Genomic DNA, 22,824 nt, shown 5'->3' on the forward strand with positions numbered 1-22,824 from the left:
ATGACACGTCTCCTAACCCAAGGAAAACCAGTGTCGTAAGTTTAGACGGGAGAATGGCTTATGTTAGGTGGTAATCAGGAAGAAGAATGGCATGTTTTTTTAAAGACCCTGATCATTAAAACAAAACAGACAACGATTGCTAATTATCTACGTACGATAACGCGAAAATATATACCAATATATGAAAGCATCCGTAATTTATATGCTGAAATATACAAACCAACTGCTAAGCCTCACACGCAACACCGTACAACAGCAATCGAGCCCATCCCTCTGAAACCTGCAGAGACTTTATCGCCTGATGATAGAGAGCATGAGAAACAAGCAACAACGTCAACAGCAATAACGTTATTGCAGCCACGCTCGCAAATTTTTTTCCAATCTATACGGCCGAAAATAGAAAGCATGCCCCCGCAACAAACCGATACGTTAACACCTTTAAGACAACAGGCAGCTGCTTCATCATCATTTCCTGCCAGTATACGTCTTCAATACCTGTCCGGCTTGGCAGCTCAAACATTCATGCCTGCCACTGTTGTCCCTGATCCACGCGCTTTAACAACGCCTATCAGAGAACCCGTTGCGGCTAATCCTGTTATCGGACTTTCTACCTACTATGCCCCTGAACGACAGCTTCCCCGATTCGGCCCCTACCTTGCTGTACAACGATATCCTTCAAGGGCACCATCAGCAACGGCTGTCAGAGAATCTGAGACTGCAGGCCCGGTGAACCTGGCGTTGAGGCAGCAACATTCAGTCATAGAACAAACTCCCCCGATAGGCCCCTTTATCGAATCCTATCGCACTTCACAGGAAATGCTGCCACCCCATACCGACACGCCTGATTTTACCGCCTTAATAGATGAGCCTACGCGCTTACCTGCCGTTACAGCGCTACCTCTGGCAGAACCTCCTGAACCTTTCCTAAAGATCCCTTTCTATCTCCGGCCAGGAAGTGATGAATCAACGCCATTGATTGATGCCATCGTTCATTATCATGATCTTGTGAGCCCCACGGATGCACCAGCATTAAAACAATTCAAAAAAAATATTATCCCTTTTCTGGAAAAGGCTATGCCAGATCTGGCACGATTTTCTGAGACATATCCTGAAAAAGCAAAAGAATTAATCAATCATGCTGATGCAGACGGTGATACTGCGTTAAATTGCGCTGCCTCGGTGGGGTTAACCGATTTATTTAATCCTCTTATACATGCTGGCGCAGATATTAACCTTGAAGGTTCCTCAACCTCATTTCATCATGCATTGATCATCACAGATGAAAAATGTGGAGTAAGTAACTATGAAATCCTGAAATTATTAATAGAGGCCTTAAAATCATCAGGAAAATTCACACAGGAAGAATTAAGAGATCAGATCAATAAAAAGTCCAATAGACTGAAGTCTGGCCAATGGATCCAACAAACAGCCCTCCATAAAGCGCTCTCCCAGCCATATAAGCACCATTGGAAGATAGTCGCCCTATTATTAGAACACGGTGCTGACCCCAATGTGACAAATCAGGATAATCAAACCGCCCTTGGTCTCGCAATTTATCTACCCTTTCCTGAAAGCCGTGACATTCTCACGATGATTGCCGCCAAGACATCCATTCCCAATATCAGTGAATGCATCACACAAACAGGCAATGCCGAATTAAAGCAATTACTCGAAGAGCAGCTGAGCATCAGAAGACACCAACAATTCTTGGCATCTACAGAGCAACCACCAGCACCGATCGTTTTTACGGAAACAGAAGATGCGGAGGCTATGCTGGACTTCGATTTTATTTTATCCGCATCCCGGTCGACCTTCGGAACCGCTCATCCATTTAACGCCGACATAGATTATCTGATCGAACCAGAACACGCCCAGATAACTGAAAGCCCTGAGGGAGACGCTCACATCACGCCTGAAATCTCATTACCACCAGTTCAGACAGCAGTGCCATCCCCTGCAACTGAAATGAAAAAAGAAATGGTCAGCTATTCAGAACAGCTGGAAACGGGAGATGATCCTCATGCAACCGCCGAAACGTCAATGTGGGTACCTTCCGTTGAAAGAACACAGGTGCCGGCTTCACCAGAATCGCCCACGCCGATTGATACAACGACGAAGCACACTCCCCCCTCTGGTAGTGAAACAGTTCCCCGTGCAAAGACGGGATTTGATAGTCTCCAATATCAGCAAACAGAACGACGATCGACACGGTTGGTGGCACTACAAACGAAAGAACCGGAAACCTCACAGCCTGCCATTCAGAAAGGCAGGAAGAGGAAGGCAAGCACAGAGACTCCCGCTTCTAAAACCAAGAAAATAGCAGGATAAAGGAGCGATGACTCAGGCTGGATGTTGTTATACCCAGCCTGGGTCGTTTTTAGTCAGATCAATCAGAAGCGGTAGTTGTACTGCAGGCTCAGGATATGAACGTCTGCGGATTTAACTTCAGCCTTCATAGAGCTGCCCATGAAGTCTTCATCAATATCCACTTTCTTGCCCTGCAGATAGGCATAACCGAAATCAACGCTCTGCGCTTTATCAAGCTTGTAGCTACCACCAACGCTTACCCAGATACGGTCAGCATCAGGAATTCGGAACGTCCGGTGCTCGTTACGAACCGGGCTGTTATCTTTGGCAATACCGGTACGCCATGTCCACTGGTCGTTGTACTGGTAGGTCATACCCACCGCATAGCGCCAGCTTTCTTTCCACTCTTCCTTAACCGTTGGGAAGTTCTGACCATTATCAAGGTCGGTTGCCAGCTCATCAAAACTGGACCAGCCGGTGTGTACGGCGCTGGCGTGAACGGCAAGCTTGTCATTGAGCTGATGATGCACAGACAACTCAGCGATAGAAGGCAGTGTGAGATCAACAGATCCTTTGCTGTTCCAAGGCATGACCGTATCAGTGGATACCTTGCCTTCCAGCTTCAGTTTGACCTCGGAGCGGTAGCTCAAACCAACTCGGGTCGCATCCGTTGCCTGCCAGAGAATGCCGGCGTTCCAACCATAACCCCAGTCATCGCCTGTCAGCTTTGAGATATCACCACCATTTGGCAGAAAGCCTGGAATCGGTGTCGCTGATGAAGAGGTCAGCGTCGCATCCGCATAGACAAAGTTCACGCCAAACCCAACGCTCAGGTCATCATTCACCCGGTAGGCAACAGACGGATTCAGGTTATAGGTTGTCAACTCAGTTTCATCCGCAGCCGGCGTAATACCAGACGCATTGCCATAGTGCGTCGCCAGACCGAAGTTACTGAAACCACCGATACCCACAGTCCAACGCTCATCGATAGGGCGGACATAATAGAACGTTGGGACAACCGCTTCATCGGCGACATTCTTCGCCGTGCCACGGCCTTCCAGCTCAACATCCACTTCCGGCTTGATGTAGCTGACCGCAGCCGTAAACACCTGGCTGTCCAGCAAGGACATGCCAGCGGCATTCCGTGCAATCACAGAGGCATCGTCAGCAATCGCCGCTTCACCGGCGAAGGCGCGTCCCAGGCCTGCAGCACTGTGCTCATTCACCTGGAAACCGGCCGCATTGGCCAGCATGGGAAGTGCCGCCAGTACCGCGACGGACAACGATGTACGGGTAAAACGGGGGGTGCGTGACATATAGGAAATTATCTTTGGTATGTGTGGGTGTGTTCCTGTTCGGTCTTGCTGCCGATGACAGGATACTTACAAAATGCAGGCACTCTACCCAGATAGCGGTTTGCTTCCTATTGATTTATCCAGCTACCAGATTTGCGTTTTATGCATATCACGCACAAAAACAAATTTACCTATACTTGCGCCCCACTGTACCGCTGGCCACCCCATGGATATCGAAGAACTCCGACGCTATGACCTGAACCTGCTGGTTCACCTGCATGTTCTGCTCCAAGAGTGCAGTGTCAGCCGCGCGGCCAGACACCTGAATCTCAGTCAGTCCGCCATCAGCCGCTCACTACAACGCCTGCGCGAACATTTTCAGGACGAACTCTTTATCCGCCGTCCCCATGGTTTGCAGCCCACCGCCCGCGCGCTGGCATTACAGAGCGACCTGGCCACCCTGTTAAAACAACTTTCACTGTTGGTGCATCCGGCAGCCTTTGATCCGGCACAATGCAAGCGTCACTTCACCCTCAGCGCCATGGATCACATCGCTGTCCAGCTGATCCCGGACCTGCTGGCCTGGCTTCGCCGGGTAGCCCCACAGGTTCGATTGGGCCTGCACCCCTGGAATAACGACAGCATTCGCGACATGGCCTCCGGCCGGTTGGATCTGGCGATCAACTTTGTCGCCCAGGATAGACCTGACCTTTACCAGCGAACACTGTGTCCGGCAACGCCCGTCGGCATGGTCAGCCATGATCACCCGCTGGCCAGCCAAACGGCTCTGACCATGGCAGAATTACTTTCAGTGCCCCATGTAAAGGTCGACATCGCCGAGTTTTCTGAAATGGGACGTTTTGATCGTGAGCTGGCGCGTAAAGGACTTGCCAGAACGATCATCCTTGAAACCAGCGATATCCAGCTGGGCCTTGAAGTGGCCGCCAGTAACCAGGCCCTGATGATTGGCACCCGGGAAATGTCGAAGGTTCTGGCCCGTCGCCACAACCTGGTGTTACTGGAATTGCCTGAAGGTGTCACCTTCATGCAGCTGAACTATCTGTTGACCTGGCATCGACTGCAACATAAAGATCCAGCACAGTGCTGGTTCCGACAGGTCATATACGACCATTGCCTTTCATTGCGCTAGTGGCAGGGCATGACCACCACACAATGAATCGATGAGATAAATGCCTCATGAATGACAATGAGCTGGAAATACGACTTAACACGTTACGAGAACGCATAAAAAACCAAAAAACAAAGGGTGTTGAACCCGTAACGGACTCTCAGCCTCCACAAACGTTCCATGGTGATATCACACCCGGTTGTTGTATCACTCACCAGGATCTGTCCAGAACCCACTGGCAATCCGTCCGCGCCAGTGACCTGAATCTGAGCCACTGCACGTTCCGGAATGTGGATTTCACGGGTGCGGAACTGGAAGGGCTACACGCCACCCATTGTCATTTTGAACATTGCCGGTTTCGCAGTGCTGACCTGACAGCCAGCCGCTTTGAGCACTGCACGTTTTACCATGGGGATGAGCACCAGCGATGTGACTTCAGTTTCTGTAACCTGAAAGAGGCACAGTTCACCGAGTGTGACCTGTCCTTCTGTTCATTCAGCCGAGCCGATGCCTATGGCATCGAAATTGATCACTGCCGAGCCCAGGGCTGCGATTTCAGCCTAGCTTCTTTCAGTCGTATGCTGAGCCGGAAAACAGCCATCGCACTCGCCACTATCACCAATACAAACCTAGCCTACAGTGACTTTGAGGGCGTTGTACTGGATAAGTGTGAACTACCAAACAATCGCTGGATTGGCGTCAACTTCACCAACGCCAACCTTGAGGGAGCCAACCTCTGTGGTGGGACAATGTCATTTGAACATTGCCATGGGCTCAGTTTAGCGAGTGCAGACCTACGCAATACAGAACTGCATGGTCTGGATCTTCGTCAGGTCAATCTACAGGGCGTGAAAATTCTAGAATGGCAACAACAGTCCCTGCTGGAATCATTAGGGTTAATCATATTTCCTGACTAACCATAATCAACTAACGTTTTATGACGTTTATTTACCATCACTGTCTATACTTTTCTCCCGGGCAAACTGCCCGGTTTTAAGCATAATTATTTTGAGGAATAAAAGACATGAGACGCTTGCTATATGTCGTAAGTCTGTTTTTTTTAATAAACAGTATCCCAGTTTATGCTTCTAAGGATCCTGATCTTATACGTCTAGAGTCATTTAATGATTTCCTGTCAGCAATCATCAGACAAACGGGTGACAGAACAGTATTAATGAGAGGAAGTGTTGAGCCATGGCCAGAGTCTTTACCTGCCCCAGAGCGCCCATGGTATGATGATGGCGTCGTACATATCCATTATAAATATGTATTCACTCCCACGATTACAGGTATTACTGGCGCCCCTAAAATCCTTTTATACAGTCGAGATATCATTCCTTATAAACGCATAGATGTTTACGGAAAATTGCAATTATTCAGTCCAATACAAGACAGCAGTAACACCGGTATGATTCTGCTTCGCGCCGAAAGCATTAATGAAATAGATGCCGAGGATATTAATGCTGTCTCAATTAGAGATATGTCATCACATCTTTCCCAACAGGGGTGGTAATAGTTCGTTCTCCCCAATTTTTTTCAGCTAATTTCGGTTGCCAAAGACTGACAGACTACTAATGTCGTTTGTCAGTCTCCATCCACAACCTGCCAAATTCATACTCAGGCTTTATCCTGAAAACAGAAACCGCTAAGGTTACGCCCCGACTGACGACTACCCTCCGGCTGTATTCAGGAATCTGCCGTCTCCATGAAAAGCAATGAACAACGCGTCCTGGATCTCATCCAACAAAACCCGGCGATCTCCCAGAAAGAGCTGGCAGAAAAACTGGAACTGTCCCGCTCTGCCGTAGCAGGCTACATTTCCCAGTTAACCCGCAAAGGGCAGATACTTGGCCGCGCCTATGTCCTCCCCGTACAAAAACGCATTACCGGTATTGGTGCACTGACCCTGAATCGTACCCTGTCGATTTTTGGCGCGATGGACAATGAGCACACCGCCAATGCCAGAACCTCGTATACCGCCGACGGTATGGCGCGACTGGTTGTTGAACATCTTGTTAACCTGGGCAACCAGACATCTCTGATTGCCTGGGTCGGCGACGATTACAAAGGCGACTGGCTGCTGGAAGATGCCCGGAAAATCGGTATTCAGGCAGATCAGTGCATCATTCTGAAACAAATGCAAAGCGGCTCCCGCACCCGGATTATTGAACGGGGCGGAAAACGACTCATGACGCTGAATGATATGGATATCTACAACCATGTCACCTTTGGTCACTTGAAAAGCCGCTGGCCCCATATTGCCAACTCCCGCCTGGTCTTCATGGACAGTGATTTACCGGAAGAAGCCATCAGCTACATTATTCGCCACTGTCGGGAAGAACATATCGACTTATTCATGGCGCCCTCCTCTGTGTCTAAAACACGACGACTGCCATACGAGTTGCAGGGCATCAAACTGCTATTGCTGACCCTGCCACAGCTGGAAGAGTTGATTGCAGAACCCGTCACAAAGGAGACGATGATAGCTGCGGCAAAGACTGTCCTTGCCCGCGGCTGCGGGGCTGTCTGCCTCATACAGCCAGACACCACACCACTGATACTGGATGCACAGGGTGACAGGCCTCTCACTATTCAGTTACAACATTCACAGCATCAGGCAGGCGACAGCACAGGGCTGATTGCTGCCACCATCCATCAGTACCTTGAGATCGGTGAAACCCTCTTTACGGGGTAATGGATAGCGTCCCACCATTCAACTCCCTGATTTTAAAATCAGGGAGTCCAGCCGTTAGAAACAGACAATTTCCCGTCACACCCAACAAATGTCTTCAAAATCAGGGGGGCGCTTGTCAAATCGGTAAAAACCGTCAGAGGTGGAAATAGACGTTGACCAAGAATACCGCCAAGATCATGGTGATCAGCCACCGAAGGTAATCAGGTATTAGCGGTTCATACTGGCAATATCCGTCCTTATCGCCGCCATTTCTGTTCTAATACCTGCAAATTCTCTGTGCATCTCTGATTTAACGGCCTCTATCTTATTATTCAATTCGTGATAGCGGTTATCCGTTTTCATCTGTACCTGCATGATGGCTTCCTGCATGGCAAGAATATCTTTCTTGCTGGCGTTATAGTCCGGATCCAGCCTTCGCGGCCAGCTCTTCATCAATGCTGATTCTCTTCAGCTCGTTGAACAGGCCCTTTGCCATCACCACGCCTCACCATATCAGGCACCAAGCCTAGGCCATGCGTTCTGAACATCAAGTCACGCTCGATGACATTCCTTCCAGGCCACTGAATGACTGATTCTGAAACACACTGACTTATTTCTTTAAAACACCTTATTTTTCATCATTATGACAAATTATCGTCTGCCTTAAAGTTTCATTTTCGACCTTTTTATCTGACAAAAATAGACGAGACAAGTGATTTCACTACTCCTCTAAATATCCTTCACAATTCAATGGTCTTTGTTGATAAGCGTCAATAAGCCCCGAACCGGTTATCCCTAGGATACGCACCACCAACAAAAGTTTGTCGAGAAAACATTTGTTTACTCTTTTGAAGACCAACGCCGACTGACGGGGGAACGGAAGTCGGCCCGGGAGTGAATGTAATGACCGTTAATGCTGCTGTAGCTGCTCCGACGACGGGGACAGGGGTAAAGGCTAGCCAGAAAGTGGCCTTTGGCCAGCTCGACTGGGGCTGGGTTGTGATGAGTATCGGCATGGCCATCGGCGCCGGTATTGTGTTCCTGCCGGTACAGGTGGGCATGATGGGGATCTGGGTATTCCTGCTGTCTTCCCTGATTGGTTATCCGGCCATGTACATGTTCCAGAAGCTGTTGATCAACACGCTGGCGGAGTCCGACAGCTGTAAGGATTACACCAGCATCATCACCGAATACCTGGGCAAGAACTGGGGCATGGCGCTGGGCATCCTGTATTTCATCATGCTGGTGATCTGGGTGTTTGTTTACAGCCTAGCCATTACCAATGACAGCGCCTCTTACCTGCGCACCTTTGGTGTGACGGAAACCCTGCTGTCCGAGAGTCCGCTGTACAGCCTGTGCCTGATCGCCGGTATGGTGTTCCTGGCCTCCTACAGTGAAAAGATCCTGTTCCGTATTTCCGGTTTCATGGCGATGTCGGTACTGGCCACTGTTCTGGTGCTGGGTGCGTTCATGGTACCGCACTGGGACATGTCCAATGTCAGCGCCGCTCCGCCATCCGGTGAGCTGTTCAAGAACGCCATCATCACGTTGCCGTTTACGCTGACCTCCATCCTGTTCATCCAGTCCCTGAGCCCGATGACCATCGCGTTCCGGGAACATAGCCAGAATGTAGAAGAGGCGCGATTCCGTTCACTGCGCGCCATGAAAGTCGCCTTTGCCCTGCTGTTCTGTATCGTGTTCTTCTATGCCATCTCCTTTACCCTGACCATCAGCCAGGTGCAGGCGGTGGATGCGTTCAACCAGAACATCTCTTCACTGGCGATCATTGCACAATACATGTCCGGCTCCGTGACCAACGGCCTCGGCATCATGATCAATATCTTCGCGGTCGCGACCTCCTTCCTGGCGATCTTCCTCGCGTTCCGTGAAGCCTGCACCGGTATCGTGATGAACACGCTGCGCCGCCGCTACACCGACGAACAGATCAATCAGGGCACGATCAAGAAAGGGGTGACCGCCTTTATCATCCTGATTTCCTGGGCAGCGGTGGTAACCAACATTCCGATTCTGTACTTCACCTCCCTGTGCAGCCCGATCTTCGGCCTGGTGGGCTGCCTGATCCCGGCTTACCTAGTGCACAAGATTCCGCGCCTGGCCAAGTACCGCGGCCTGGCCACCAACATCATTATCGTCGTGGGCATACTGCTGGTGATCTCTCCGCTGCTGGCCTTTATCGGCTAAGCGACACCGCGATCCAACGATTGAACAAAACAAAGGGCAGCCCAAACGCTGCCCGACAGATTGACGAGGAATTTACCCATGTGGCGTCCTGAGTGGGAACAATACATCCGCATCATCAATGACAAAGTCGTCCCATCCCTGGGCTGTACCGAACCCATCTCCACCGCCTACGCCACCGCACTAGCCGTGGAACTGCTGAACCGCACCCCAGAACAGCTCACCGTGCTGGTCAGCGGCAACTTGATGAAAAACGGAATGGGCGTGGGTGTACCGGGTACCGGTATGGTCGGCCTGCCGATCGCCGCGGCCGTCGGTGCTATCGGCGGTGACCCGGACGCAGGTCTGGAAGTATTGAAAGACATCACCAGCGAACACGTCAGCAAGGCCAAGCTGATGGTGGAAGCGGGCCATGTTTCCGTCGCCATCAAGGACGTGCCCAACGTTCTCTACACCGAAGTGCAGGTTTGCGCCGGTGATGACAACGCCCGTGTCATCATCAAGGATCACCATACCCAGGTGGTTCTGAAAGAATTGAACGGCAAGCCGGTTTTCGAGGCGAACAGTGATACCGTTGCCACCAAAGAAGAAGCTGCACCGGTTCAGCTCACCGTTGCCGATATCTACGAATTCGCCACCCAGGCGCCGTTCGACCGGATTCGTTTCATCCTGGAATCCGCCCGCCTGAACAAGTCCATTTCTGCCGAAGGCCTGGAAGGCGACTACGGCCTGAAAGTCGGCAAGACCCTGAAGAAAAACATCACCCGCGGCTACCTGTCAGAAGACCTGGCCGTGCTGGCGATGATGCGCTCTTCTGCGGCGTCTGACGCCCGCATGGACGGCGTCATGCTGCCCGCCATGAGCAACTCAGGCAGTGGCAACCAGGGCATCGCCGCCACCATGCCGGTGGTTGCTGTGGCCGAACGCCTCAATGCCAGCGAAGAAACCCTGGCCCGCGCGTTGATCCTCAGCCACCTGACCGCCATCCACATCAAGAGCCATCTGGATACCCTGTCCGCCCTGTGCGGCGCCACCACTGCCGGCACAGGCGCCAGTGCGGCTATCACCTGGCTGCTGGGCGGTGACCAGGAACAGATCCAGTGCGCCATCTTCAACATGGTGGGCGATATCACCGGTATCTTCTGCGACGGCGCCAAGACCAGCTGCTCCCTGAAAGTCTCCACCGCCGCCAATGCCGCCGTGAAAGCCGCCCTGCTGGCCATGGACAATATCCGGGTCACCCGCCACGAAGGCATCATCGAGGAAGATGTGGAAAAGACCATCGCCAACCTCGGCATGCTTGGCAACCAGGGCATGAAGGAAACCGACCGCATGATCCTGAAGATCATGACAGCTAAGTAAACCAACCTCACACGTTCATACGGCAGTGGTTCAATCGCCGCTGTCGTCATCTGTTTCTGAAAGGAGAAAGAGGATGTCAGAAGCCATCAACACTACAGCAGCACCTGCTGCCATCGGCCCTTACGTTCAGGCTGTAGATACCGGCGCCATGGTGTTCACATCCGGCCAGCTACCCATTGACCCTGCAACCGGTGAAATGCCTGCCGATGTCGCAGCCCAGGCCCTGCAATCCCTCAACAACGTGAAAGCCATTGTTGAAGCGGCCGGTCTCTCTGTCAGCAACATCTTCAAGATGACCGTATTCGTGAAAGACTTGAACACCTTCGCTACCGTGAACGAGGTTTACCAGAAGTTCTTTGATGATAATAACGCTGGCTACCCTGCCCGCTCCTGCGTGGAAGTCGCACGTCTACCCAAGGATGCCCTGGTGGAAATTGAAGCTATCGCATTGCGTTAATAAGAAAAAAGCCACCAGACAATGCCGGGTGGCTCAATATTATAATTAAGAGTTTTTTACACTACGCACGATCAAACTCGTGAGATCCCCCTTGCTGAAACTGACTGAGACGCAGGCTCAACAACAATTTCAGGCTGAAGTTGACCATGGGCACTGGATTTTAACATGGTATCAGAAGGTCGATCGACTTCACTGCCTGATGATACCTCAGCCATGTCTTCGCCATGCTCTATCACTTGTCGATTCCTCATTGCAGATACAGCCTCAAGATCCCTAACCCTCTTTTGCTGAGTTTCTCCAGGCGTTCTATGCCTCACTTGATGGAGAAGGGAATGAGCAACCCAATCTGCCGCATCCTCGTCTGGCAGAATACCCTCCAGCATCGTCATAGCAAACAAGAAGTTTTCCGGCCTGAAAGGATCAAAGTCCGGTGATCGGAAGACATCAAGCTCTTTTTCAATTTCTTCCATATGCGCTTCAAACTCACTATCTACAGGCTTACCGTACGCAACAAGTTTGCTCTGCAACTGTTTATTGAATTGCAACAGCAACTTCTGATATTGCCCTTCCATATTCCTTGCGGTTTTATCCTGCACATCTGGAAGCGGCTCACGAGATACCTCACCTTTGAAGACAGCAAGTTGATCTTGAACTGCTCCCTCAAGAATCTCTGTTGCCAATTCCAGACAGTTTATACCGATCGATGAAAGTTTACGGACGAGGTAATCAACAGCTTCCATAATTTCTTCAATATCACCCGATGATGCTGTAATAACATCCTCAATCAAATCCTTAAGTGTATTTATCAGCATTTGTGGTGAACGTAGTTCTTTGCTAGCAATTAAGGGGTACCCATATTCCACGAGAATGGAATCAACTTTATCAATGGCACTGGCTCCAGTTCTAAAGGTTTCATCACCCGATAACGTTGCTCCGCGAGAGAGAATACCTGTCAGCTCCTTTAAAGCTGACAAATAGGTAATACCGTTAATTTCATAGTTAGTGGCATTCATAAGAATAGAGCGTTCATGTCCTCTGCTATTCAATAGCATTGACCAGACACACGCTTCTTTTAAACCAAGGTGGAAAAGCGTTTGCTCGACCTTAAATGCGTCACTATAACCTCTTGCAGCATACATGGTGTGCCAGAACTTCGTTGACGGATCCAAGTTCAGAGGATCATATTCGCGGCTCATTGTTTTCTGTGCTTTCTTTAAGATTGCCTTTTCTAGTGCCTCATCCCCTAAAGGCGACTCGAGACCCGAATAAACAAGAGCATGTGCCTGATTGTAAGGTGTAATCGTGTACCAGGCTAAATTCAAACCAAAACCAACATACGTGCCGAGGACGGTAACCCCACCGGCCAAACGATACAACCGAGAAGCATTTAGGGTTTGACGGCTTTTTTCAACCCTTGAAATAGCCAATTCTTCCGGACCCACCAGGTTATCCGTCATTTCATGCCCCAATACATCCCTCAGCATATTCACTACAGATTCATCAGGCTTGAATGGCTTGGACAGACGTATGCTCAATATCTTCGAGAAATAGCTACGCAATGTCATAAACCTTGCTATAGCCGCTTTCTCATTGGCTGCAACATGTATATCGGTTTCTTTGATAGCAATCAGTAAAATAAGCGTTGCTTCCTTAGTACTGAACACATCCATCAGCTCTTTCATGCTGTTATATATCAACATGCGAATCAGTGTTTTTATCATTCGGTCTTCTGATTCGTTCTCAAGCATTTCAAGCAAATGGTCAATACCATGAGGACGTGGAGGCATCGTATGGGATGCAGGCCCAATTGTCAGATATCTGACCAACCAAAGCACTTTACTCATGAAATTAGCTTTTGAGCATGTATCTTCATACTTAATCTTCTTATGAAATGCCGCTTCAATAGTATCAAGGGCCTTTTCCAGAAATGTTGTTGGATGATAAATACCGCCCATTACAGCACCAGAAGGCAGTCGCGCACCGGGTAAGCGCTTAGCTGCAACCTCCAAAAGATCTTCACATACATGAGGAGACAGTTCCTGATAGGCATTTGGCAACGTAAAGAAACGTTTAGCATTGGCAACATACTGCTTGGTCTCCGGAACCCATCCAGTGGTACAAGCCAGGGCGCCTGTAAAAATACTGAAGAATGAGGTTAAGCCGTTACCCCAGTTGATGAATGTATCCGTAGGGAAGGAGTCAAGCCCACCGGCAGGACAACCATCCAGAATTTCATAACGTAATGCACCAAGCAAACCGACTGAATTTTGGCCAACATCCTCTAATAATGCCAAAGCCGTATTGCTTGCATTAGCAATAGTTGTTGCATTAACCGCACTAGTGGGAGCCAAAAGTTTATAGATAGTATTACTACAGGTTTCCGCTGCTTCAGTCGCATTTGCTGATAGTGTTACATAGGCATCATGAATACGATTTAAAATACCTGGCGATGCAACCTCCAGTTCCTGGAATGCTTTTAGAAGTAACTGGATTTCAGGCTGCAATTGATGTCCTGCAACAAACAAACGATCGGCGTACTCCTGCACGACTCTCATAAGACCAGTCACCTTACCGGTGAAAAACATATTGATGCCTGCGCTTCCAATAAACAAACCTGTTATAAGCTGTGCATAACGGTCACAACCATTTTGTATTTTATGTATAACCCAGAAGAAACCATTTTTTGCTTTTTCAGATTTACTGACATGACTGATAAATTTATTCAGCGCCTGTTGATATTTCTCCACTGTTGCTTTGTGTTGAGGCTGTCCCTGCAACTTCACACACTCTAGAATTAATTCCCTCAAACGCTCTTCTGCCAGCATTTTTTCAGCCTTTTTAGCCGTCTTACCAAGGGATTTTCCAATTTGAGCGGTACGATCATCCACTTCCGAAATCCTATCGTGTGACAATTGCTCAGCTTTTGATGTAAGGAAGTTGTTATAGGCTTCTATGGCAATCCGATAATCAGTAACCGATCTTTCTGGAAATGCTTGCCCAATGCGAAGAGGCATCAGTTGCTGAAATAACGCTACCATTTCATGGGACGGCGGGAGCGGATGACCGGATAATGGAACAGAGAAAACACTAATAAACTCGGTTGACATTACCTGTAGAATGACTCGAAGTTGCTTCACGCGATTCTTAGGAAGATTAATCCCCCTTCGATCAAAAACTTCTTTATATCCCCTCTCCGAAAACTCTGTCTCATATCTTTTGAGGAGGACATTCCAAGCCTCATGGCTCTCTTTTAGGAAATTTCCTCTAAGAAAAGCATTAAATAGATTTTTTAACTTATCATGCCGTTTCTTGAGTGCTTCTTTAAGATCCAAATAGGGTAATTGCAGTTCTTCCATTGTCGACATAGCGACTGCATCGAACAACTCTTCATAGAATGAAAAAACATTGATACTACTAATTAACTTAAAGGAAGCAACACTTTCAACAAGACCTCCCAAAACACGATCAACTGTAGAAACGACACCAGGATCACTGGCAAGTTTGCTCTTCAACACTATGCATGTCTTCTCCAGCGCACATTGACACAACAGCTTAAGCGTTTCGCAATGCTCAGGTGTCATCCTTGTTAAGTTTTTTACCCTGATATTTTCAACAGGTAAAAGGTACCTTTCATCAATACTGAATTCTGGCGTTTCAAGATAATTCGCATAAATACTCTTTAAGCCGCCAGCAACAGCATCAACTATGCCATTCGCACACCTTAATATGGAGGGCGAAGGCTCCGCTTTAGCCAATCCCAGCAGTTTATTAATATCCTGCAGACTCATTCCGTGAATTTTTGGGTGACCTCCTTTTAATGCTGCTTGAGGAGATGATGAGGGAAGGCTTGCCTGATGTTGATTTCCACCATCACCAATCTCTTTCAATGTCAGCTGACTTCTTATAATCGTTAATATTTTTTGGGTTCTGTCCAAGCGCTCACTGAGAGTCTTACCATCGCAACTGTTCACATTTACCATTGCCAAGCCTGTATCAGCAGCTCGAGGTTTACTTCTTAGCCGCATAGCGCTTGGCCGATAAGTGGCGACAGTGTTTTGCCCCTCTTTTACACAACGTTCAAGTCCCTTAACCATATGGTTAATGTATTCATTTTCTGCAGCCCCTATCAGCGTGGGTAAAGTAGCCTCCGTAGTAGCAAAGGCCTGCTTAATTGCCAGATCCGCAGAAAGGTTCTTTTTTGTAATTCCCAAATTGAACTGGCGGCCAACTTCTCTGGCAACCCTGATAGAAACAAGATCATATAAGTAAGTTTGTTCTGTACCCTCCAGCTTTATCGTAAGTGTGGCATTAAGGTCAGACATGCCATCAATAAGCGTGGTTCTTATCGCAAGCTTTTTCTTTAAGAGAGCTGTTTGGGACGTGTGTTCTTCAGAATCAATGATCTCATCCAGCTGCTCCAGCAACTGTCGCGCATTATCAGAATCCCATTTAAATCTTCTGGCTGCAGATGGGGCATGATCAGCATGTTCAACTGCGCGCTCAGCTGCCGGGTTAGACTCTGTCAAACTTAATCTCGTGGCGAATTGACCATTTCGCCTAAAGAGCCCATCAAGCATCATTACCTGTTTGTCTAGGCAACACACAATTTCTCTTATCATTTCTTTTTGGATAGCAATAAATGCTTTACGAATATTTGGCTTGGTCACTTCACCAGAAATATGTTGCTTCACTTTCCTGGGAAGACTGCTCAATAGCGCCATTACATCCGGGCCTATGCGCTCTCGAATATCAGGGCTAATCTCACTTATCAGGAATCTGAACAAGCTACAAACTTTATCGTCAAACTCTTCTTTGAGGTAGCTGAATTCAGCGGCTTCCAACAACCATCCTTTACGGGATAATTCTCCTGTCAATACAGCCGAAGTAGTAGCAATTAATTCAACACAGTGGTCACCAAGCTCATGAATATCTGTAACATTAGAACCAGGAGCCATATTTTTAGCAGTTTCCACCATCAAACGCTGTGCTTTATCACAAAATTTATCAAATCGCCTTACGGGCTTTGCAAATTCGTTATCTTCAGTAGATATATCAACATCCAACACCTTAAATAAAGCTGCAACTTTTGGCACTCCTGTTGATTGATAACGTAAATCATACTGCCGTAAAACGTCTTCACTTTGATTCAATGCCTTAAACAGTTTCTGATATTGTAACTCTTCAAGTTTTTCAAAGATTGCTTTTTGTCCGCAGTTTTTGTTTTTTTCTGTTAAAGAAATCGAAAAATACTGTTTAAGTACAACTGCATTTGCAAATTCCGGTGCAGAAAATAGTAGCACGGTCAGTCTTTGTATTGTTTCAGAGGAACATCTGACCAGCACGCTCTGACGAGCGCCCGGCTCTGCACTCTTTCCATCAATCGATACAGCATCTTCTAATTCTTCCTGTATTGCATTAAAAAATTCATGGCAGGCTGCTATAAACCGTGCAGCATCATCATTATCATCATCATTCTCTTCTTTAGCCTGATAATAGGATGATTTGACACTGACCACTTTACATAGACAATCAAATGATTTTTTGAATTCATCATCTACCAATTGCAGAGATTCCATAATTCCGCTAATAGCTGCTTGCATAGCATCAATCTTTTCCCTGTGTAACTTATTCTTTTCAGGACAAATACTTTGGGGTAAAGCTATTTCATGTTCACCTACTTTTAGCGTTGCTCTTTGTGATTGTGATTGCATTGAAGAAATTGATCGAGAAGACCTTGAACGAACTAATGTTTTTTTATCAACTCTTAACAAAGCGCTCCAATCACCAGTAGACTCTCTTCTTTCCATCATACTCTCATGCACTTTCATCGAGGTTGGTGCCGCCCCTGATACTAAAGACTCCATAGCCGATCTCCTTTGAAAATAAAAAGCACTGCCTGTTGATACCAATATACGCAATAAGTTTCATTATTTAATTAACACTATTGACAGCAAACAATCTCAAACATAAAGAAATATTTATTTATAACGATTAGAGTCGCTGTGAATTAGATCAGAACATGCATTGTTGCTAAAATATTCGATATAACACTGTGCTATGTAGGGGAAAAAACAGTAAATAGTTGAGCAATCCCACCTTTATCGTTCAGACACTGGTTTTTCAATAATCATCGAATTAAATCCAGCCCCAAACGAAAGAGAAATTTCTCTGGACGATAATGTCGGCTGAGAGGCAATTCTGAACGGTCTCCATATTACCATTCCCCGACCCGCAGGCTCCATAGTGTGGCGATTGCCAGCACCGCCAGCAGTTTCTTCTGTCTGTCGGGTTCGCTGACATGGGTGCTCTCCAGATCAAAACCCCGACTTTTCAGGTTCGCAAAAAGGACTTCTATGCCCCAGCGACAGTAGTAATCTTCAATCATGCACTCAGGACTGTCCGGGCTTGCAACAATGAGCACTCCTTTGACAGACCGGTGTGCAGCCAGGTGCAGCTTCAGGTCGCCCACCATCCGTTTGCTCATCCGGGTTTCCTGACAGTTGACGCCCAGATGAGTAAACCATCGACTCACCGGAACGCTGCGCCCACAGTTACCAACCACCCGGGTATTATTTTTGACGCGTATACGAAAACGAATATTCTGTGCTGTCAGCCAGCGCAACCATTGTTCACCAACAAACTCCCTGTCGAGTCGATCTTGTCTGCTGGCAGCAGCTTCAGGCACTGTTCCATCAGGGCGATACGTTCCCTGCTATTGCTACAGCCGCGTTTGGACAGGCACTCCCAGAGTAACGGCACAGAGGTTCCCTGCCAGGCAATGGAGAGAACCAGAATATTGATATCCTTCTGGCCGTGCAGCCAATTGGTTCGGTCCAGGCAAAACGTGTAAGACGTTTGCGGCAATCAGTGCAGGATCAACCTTCCGAGCTGGAAATAGCAAAACTCATACAGAGCACGAAAACGCTTGATCCGTTTATAGCTGGAGTCGGTCAATGCCGGTGACTGGAACTCCTCGGCAATCCGGGCAAGATTTGATGATCGCGCCTGTAGAACGCCGAGAACCAGCTGAGCAAAACAGATGATTCGGGATTGATGCCAGGGCAGATGGGGCTTAAGCTCAGAAGCCAGAGAACTGATTGCTTGCATACGACAAGGTAGCTGTATGGAGGTTAGAGACCATACACTTTACCGGTAGTGGGCGTCAGTTCTCCTTACTATTTTTGATATCGCTATTTTTTGTCACGGACAAAGAACACTGTCTTATAGCCGCCCTAACATTATTAATTGCCGACACTCACATACCAATCCAATAATCATCTCGCATCAGCAATACAAGGCAATAGACGATTATTATGGATTTTTACTGGCGACGTTCTGCGCAGCCACACTCCAGGCTGCCACCGGTTTCTGCTTCGGCCTCATCAGGGTAACCATATTTGTTATCCTGCTGCAATCCACCTCCGCCGTGCAGGTTGTCATTATCGTGACCTTCGCCATGTCCGTGCTGCACTGGCTCAAGATTCGCTCCCAGGCACCCGGCGAGCTGGTAAAAAAGATCATGATCGGCTGTGCGGCCGGTTATCCTATCAGCATCGCCATTTTCAGTTACTTTGACCTAACCGCACTCAAGATCTCCGTTGCCGGATTGATCCTGTTTGTCAGTACCAACGCGCCTTCCCAGTTGCTGATGAATCTGACGCTGGTCCGTCCGCTGGGTGAAGAGAACGGCATTTCACCAGAACGCCGTGCGAACCTGATGAGTGCCGCGGTCTGCTCTATCTTCTACATGATGCCCTGGTGCCTTGCCGTCATGGTCTGGTACACGTCCATCGAAGCGGCTGCGATCTCTTCCGGACTGGCCATTCCCAGCGCCGCCATCAGCTTTATGGCGCCGTATCCCTGGGCATTGCTGGGTGTGATGATGTTCTCCATCTTCACCGGCTGGAAGCGTTCTCCGAAGGCAAACCCAGCTGTCTTAATCAACGCAATAGAATCCACACTGGCGGCACATTCAGCCGCCAGTACGAAATAACAGGAAAAAACGATGTCAGCTACTATCGCTACTGAAAAAGCCCCCGCCGCCATTGGCCCTTATGTACAGGGCGTTGACCTGGGCAACCTGGTATTCACCTCCGGCCAGCTGCCTATCGACCCGGCCACCGGTGATATGCCGGCCGACGTTGCCGCACAAGCACTGCAGTCACTGAAAAACGTGCAGGCAATTGTTGAAGCATCCGGCCTGTCCGTACGTAACATCTTCAAGATGACCGTTTTCGTGAAAGACCTGAACACCTTCGGTACTGTGAACGAGGTTTACCAGACATTCTTTGAAGAGAATGACGCACCCTTCCCGGCCCGTTCCTGCGTTGAAGTCGCACGCCTGCCGAAAGATGCACTGGTTGAAATTGAAGCAATTGCACTGCGTAAATAACCGAAAAATAGCGTTTTTTTCGGATGATCTGACCGTTTTACCTGTCATCACCGGTGAGAGGGTGACAGGTAAAACAGGCATTAGCCCGAACGTTCTTTAACAAGAAACCATCTGCCGAAACGTGTGTTTATCCACAGCATTAATGCAGGACTTTTTCACCGGCGGGTTCCGGGATGTTATCGACCACGGTTTCCTTAACCGGCTTTGCTTCTTCCTTAGACTGCGGGCGAATCTTGATTTCCACCACCATGCCCATCAGCGTGGCCGCGCGGGACATCGTTCGGAGATCCAGCTCATAAGGACGGTCCATATCCATGAGATCGGCCAGTTGCGCATCCGTGAAACCCAGCCGGGCGGCGAACTCTGACACTGTCAGCTTACTTTTTTCCAGGTAATTGGTGATATGGGTCACCAGCAGGTAACGCAGGGGGTATAAGTCGTCAGCCATGACATCCTGTTTATTTATTACTGTTATTGTGCCAACAGAGTATCCCCCCTTTCCCCGGATTACCAGTGAGCATCAGGCTCCCAAATGTTCAAACAGCAGGTGATTGAATGCCTCACCACGGCCGGTTGCTGAACGTCCTTGGCCTGAACGACGAAATAATCTCATTCGGACACAGGCTCAAACGGCCAGAACTTGATCTTTGACCCGCGTCATATCCTGCACAATCGTACTGCGAACGGTGAACCCTGCAATGTACCGGTTATCCGGGATGGGTTATTGACGCACATCAGCCGGCGGATTCAGGTTTCGATTAACGTCATTGTTTACGTATTAACCTCCCAAGGGAGCATCTGTCCGTTATCCTGTTAACGGCGTCTAACGTGAGAAGCATCATGTCACTGACTGCATTTCCCAAGGTTTCCCTTGGGCACTTTCCCACCCCCATCGAACCGATGACACGCCTGGGTGAAGCACTGGGCGGTTATCAGCTGTTTATCAAGCGGGATGACTGCACGGGTCTGGCCACCGGCGGCAACAAAACCCGTAAGCTGGAATACCTGCTGGGCGATGCGCAGGCCAAAGGCGCCACCGTTTTGCTGACAGCCGGCGGCCTTCAGTCTAACCATGCGCGTCAGACAGCGGCAGCAGCTGCCCGGACAGGGTTGAAATGTGAGCTGTTTCTGGAAGAAGTACCCGGCACACCGGAAGCAAACTATCACGACAACGGCAATATCCTGCTGGACAACCTGCTCGGTGCAACCATCCATCACCATGAAGCTGATGCGCCATTAATGCGCAACATGCTCGCCCGTGCTGCAACCTTAAAAGAGCAGGGTGAAGTGCCCTATCTCATTCCTGTCGGCGGTTCCAACGAGATCGGTGCGCTGGGCTATGTGGACTGTGCGCTGGAAATTGTGCAGCAGGCCTGTGATATGGATCTGCATTTTGATGCGGTTGTGGTGGGTTCCGGCAGCGCCGGTACTCAGGCGGGTTTGCTGGCAGGCTTTGCGCTGGCGGAGGTAGATATTCCCGTTATCGGGATAAATGTCAGTACCGATGGGCAAACCCAAAAGCAGAAAGTGAAAGCGGTACTGGAAAAATGTTATCCACTGCTCAACCTGGAACCGCTGCCTGATACCGCCATTCAATGTCTGGATAGTTATTTCTATCCTTCCTATGGCGTGCCAAATGATAAAACACTGGAAGCCATCAAGCTCCTTGCTACAACTGAAGGACTGCTGCTTGATCCGGTTTATACCGGCAAGGCAATGGCAGGATTATTGGATCTTATTGGGCAACACAAGATCCAGAAAGATCAAAATATTCTGTTTATTCATACTGGAGGGCAAGCTGGCTTGTTCGCTTATGCATTATCTACATGAAACATTATTTACGCAATGAGTGACTTTTCATAAGATCTGAGTAAGAGCATGACAAGGCGCACATCACGTATAGAATTAAATTTCAAAGATATAATTTTTTCGCTTTGAGGTTTTGCAGGCAGTTTGATTCAGGCATAAATTTGCTTTGCATAGTCAAACTAAATATTCATTACATCTAAACACTCAAATATAACCATCCCATAAAATGGGATGGTTATTAGCACTATCAATCATGGTGCAATATGCTTATTGTCAACTAGCCAAGCTATTACCGGACCAGATTCTTCTTCAGGCCTTCCCATAATAGCGTTGATCAACGAGATGGCTTTTTTGTAATTACTTGGTTCAGCCTCAATTTCCTCTTTATGGGCTGCGGTCATAAAACCATTACTATAACATGCCATTAGCAACCCTCGGCAAATATCTCTTCTACTAGATAATAATTCGCAAAGATTACTATAATTGCTCTGAAGCTTTTTTTTAGCAGTATTGTTATAACTACTATCGTTCATATCCAATGTAATATAAGTTACATCTTCGCTTCTTTGTCCCTGTATATGGCTATCATCCTTCATCAATCGATATCTGGGCAGGTCATCAGGGAGGCTATCATTTAACTTTGTAATCATATAGTCACAAAATAGCTTTCTGTGTTTACTATTGTATTCACTTCCTAAGCGACTTATTAAATTTTGATCAGTGCTTACAGCAACCTCTTGAATTATTTGCGTCACCTCAGCGTCAGTCATAGATTTTCCTTGAAGAGAGGGTGGTATCTTATGCCCTGCTCCAGTATATCGTATATCCATTTCCAATCTCCTAATTGAATAACTAATTTTGAGTTAAATAGTATCAAAACATAAATAACAACCGCATAAAATCAACATTAAATGCAATCAATCCTATTCGCACGAAAACAATAAAAAACTTATTAGCTTTAAAGTCTATAACCAGCTCGCTAGCATTAATAACAAACATATACTGATGTGAGGCAGTAATTATGGACACCTCCCACTGTCTGATTTTTATTGGTTAATCAGTAATCGGGACAACTATCCTGACACAGTGGGCGGGAGAATAGCTTATGTTAGGTGGTAATCGGTGTTTGTCAACATAGTTGTCGCCCCAACTCAAGCCGCTTTCTTAAGTTGATCAGCTGAAGATCTGTCGGGATTAAGC

19 protein-coding genes are annotated in these 22,824 nt (G+C 48.0%); 11 read left to right on the forward strand and 8 right to left on the reverse strand.

What is annotated here, in order from left to right; translation table 11 throughout:
* Positions 1-60: 60 nt before the first annotated feature.
* Positions 61-2,328 carry an ankyrin repeat domain-containing protein gene (locus ABD892_RS18010; RefSeq protein ID WP_345197378.1) on the forward strand — a complete coding sequence of 756 codons (2,268 nt, stop codon included), beginning with the start codon at positions 61-63 and terminating at the stop codon, positions 2,326-2,328.
* A gap of 62 nt (positions 2,329-2,390) precedes the next feature.
* On the opposite strand, the gene ABD892_RS18015 is transcribed toward ABD892_RS18010, so the two are convergent.
* Entirely contained in the window at positions 2,391-3,623 is a 1,233-nt protein-coding gene (locus ABD892_RS18015) for an OmpP1/FadL family transporter (RefSeq protein WP_345197379.1), read from the reverse strand.
* 205 nt (positions 3,624-3,828) lie between these two features.
* On the opposite strand from ABD892_RS18015, the gene ABD892_RS18020 reads away from it, so the two are divergent.
* From ABD892_RS18020 to ABD892_RS18035, 4 genes are all read left to right on the forward strand, one after another.
* Positions 3,829-4,752: a LysR family transcriptional regulator gene (locus ABD892_RS18020; protein WP_211830404.1), complete on the forward strand. Its 924-nt coding sequence runs from the start codon at positions 3,829-3,831 to the stop codon at positions 4,750-4,752.
* Positions 4,753-4,799: 47 nt separating this feature from the next.
* Complete coding sequence (locus tag ABD892_RS18025) at positions 4,800-5,648, forward strand: pentapeptide repeat-containing protein (RefSeq protein ID WP_345197381.1); 849 nt, start codon at positions 4,800-4,802, stop codon at positions 5,646-5,648.
* A gap of 107 nt (positions 5,649-5,755) precedes the next feature.
* On the forward strand, positions 5,756-6,244 hold the full coding sequence (locus ABD892_RS18030; RefSeq protein ID WP_345197383.1) for a hypothetical protein: 489 nt from the start codon (positions 5,756-5,758) through the stop codon (positions 6,242-6,244).
* A gap of 192 nt (positions 6,245-6,436) precedes the next feature.
* The gene (locus tag ABD892_RS18035) at positions 6,437-7,426 is read left to right on the forward strand and encodes a PfkB family carbohydrate kinase (protein WP_211830399.1); all 990 of its coding nucleotides are present in this window, start codon (positions 6,437-6,439) and stop codon (positions 7,424-7,426) included.
* Positions 7,427-7,633: 207 nt separating this feature from the next.
* Here the strand turns inward: ABD892_RS18035 and ABD892_RS18040 are convergent, their stop codons facing one another.
* Positions 7,634-7,858, reverse strand: a complete 225-nt coding sequence (locus tag ABD892_RS18040; protein WP_211830397.1) for a hypothetical protein — start codon at positions 7,856-7,858, stop codon at positions 7,634-7,636.
* Positions 7,859-8,308: 450 nt separating this feature from the next.
* Here ABD892_RS18040 and ABD892_RS18045 point away from each other — a divergent pair, with 450 nt between their 5' ends.
* The 3 genes from ABD892_RS18045 (at position 8,309) to ABD892_RS18055 (ending at position 11,423) form a co-directional block, all read left to right on the forward strand.
* Complete coding sequence (locus tag ABD892_RS18045; RefSeq protein WP_345197384.1) at positions 8,309-9,607, forward strand: SLC5/6 family protein; 1,299 nt, start codon at positions 8,309-8,311, stop codon at positions 9,605-9,607.
* A 78-nt stretch (positions 9,608-9,685) separates the two neighbouring features.
* The gene (locus ABD892_RS18050) at positions 9,686-10,966 is read left to right on the forward strand and encodes an L-cysteine desulfidase family protein (RefSeq protein ID WP_345197386.1); all 1,281 of its coding nucleotides are present in this window, start codon (positions 9,686-9,688) and stop codon (positions 10,964-10,966) included.
* Positions 10,967-11,039: 73 nt separating this feature from the next.
* Positions 11,040-11,423 (forward strand): RidA family protein, encoded by a 384-nt coding sequence (locus ABD892_RS18055; RefSeq protein ID WP_345197387.1) that lies wholly within the window; start codon positions 11,040-11,042, stop codon positions 11,421-11,423.
* 71 nt (positions 11,424-11,494) lie between these two features.
* On the opposite strand, the gene ABD892_RS18060 is transcribed toward ABD892_RS18055, so the two are convergent.
* From ABD892_RS18060 to ABD892_RS18075, 4 genes are all read right to left on the reverse strand, one after another.
* Positions 11,495-17,287: a hypothetical protein gene (locus ABD892_RS18060; protein WP_345197388.1), complete on the reverse strand. Its 5,793-nt coding sequence runs from the start codon at positions 17,285-17,287 to the stop codon at positions 11,495-11,497.
* 350 nt (positions 17,288-17,637) lie between these two features.
* Positions 17,638-18,108 (reverse strand): transposase, encoded by a 471-nt coding sequence (locus tag ABD892_RS18065; RefSeq protein ID WP_345197389.1) that lies wholly within the window; start codon positions 18,106-18,108, stop codon positions 17,638-17,640.
* 179 nt (positions 18,109-18,287) lie between these two features.
* The gene (locus tag ABD892_RS18070; RefSeq protein ID WP_345197390.1) at positions 18,288-18,530 is read right to left on the reverse strand and encodes a hypothetical protein; all 243 of its coding nucleotides are present in this window, start codon (positions 18,528-18,530) and stop codon (positions 18,288-18,290) included.
* 214 nt (positions 18,531-18,744) lie between these two features.
* On the reverse strand, positions 18,745-18,894 hold the full coding sequence (locus ABD892_RS18075; RefSeq protein WP_345197392.1) for a hypothetical protein: 150 nt from the start codon (positions 18,892-18,894) through the stop codon (positions 18,745-18,747).
* Between ABD892_RS18075 and ABD892_RS18080 the strand changes: the two genes are divergently transcribed.
* Both ABD892_RS18080 and ABD892_RS18085 read left to right on the forward strand, forming a co-directional pair.
* Positions 18,880-19,416 (forward strand): hypothetical protein, encoded by a 537-nt coding sequence (locus tag ABD892_RS18080; protein WP_345197393.1) that lies wholly within the window; start codon positions 18,880-18,882, stop codon positions 19,414-19,416. The two genes, ABD892_RS18075 and ABD892_RS18080, sit on opposite strands and share 15 nt — an antisense overlap.
* Before the next feature lie 12 nt (positions 19,417-19,428).
* Positions 19,429-19,815: a RidA family protein gene (locus ABD892_RS18085; RefSeq protein ID WP_345197394.1), complete on the forward strand. Its 387-nt coding sequence runs from the start codon at positions 19,429-19,431 to the stop codon at positions 19,813-19,815.
* 139 nt (positions 19,816-19,954) lie between these two features.
* Here the strand turns inward: ABD892_RS18085 and ABD892_RS18090 are convergent, their stop codons facing one another.
* Complete coding sequence (locus ABD892_RS18090; RefSeq protein WP_345197395.1) at positions 19,955-20,263, reverse strand: hypothetical protein; 309 nt, start codon at positions 20,261-20,263, stop codon at positions 19,955-19,957.
* 392 nt (positions 20,264-20,655) lie between these two features.
* Between ABD892_RS18090 and ABD892_RS18095 the strand changes: the two genes are divergently transcribed.
* Positions 20,656-21,645, forward strand: a complete 990-nt coding sequence (locus ABD892_RS18095) for a D-cysteine desulfhydrase family protein (protein WP_345197396.1) — start codon at positions 20,656-20,658, stop codon at positions 21,643-21,645.
* A 230-nt stretch (positions 21,646-21,875) separates the two neighbouring features.
* Here the strand turns inward: ABD892_RS18095 and ABD892_RS18100 are convergent, their stop codons facing one another.
* Positions 21,876-22,394: a CARD domain-containing protein gene (locus ABD892_RS18100; protein ID WP_345197397.1), complete on the reverse strand. Its 519-nt coding sequence runs from the start codon at positions 22,392-22,394 to the stop codon at positions 21,876-21,878.
* Positions 22,395-22,824: the final 430 nt, after the last annotated feature.

The sequence above is a fragment of the Kistimonas scapharcae genome, assembly GCF_039540975.1.
Taxonomy (GTDB): Bacteria; Pseudomonadota; Gammaproteobacteria; order Pseudomonadales; family Endozoicomonadaceae; genus Kistimonas; species Kistimonas scapharcae.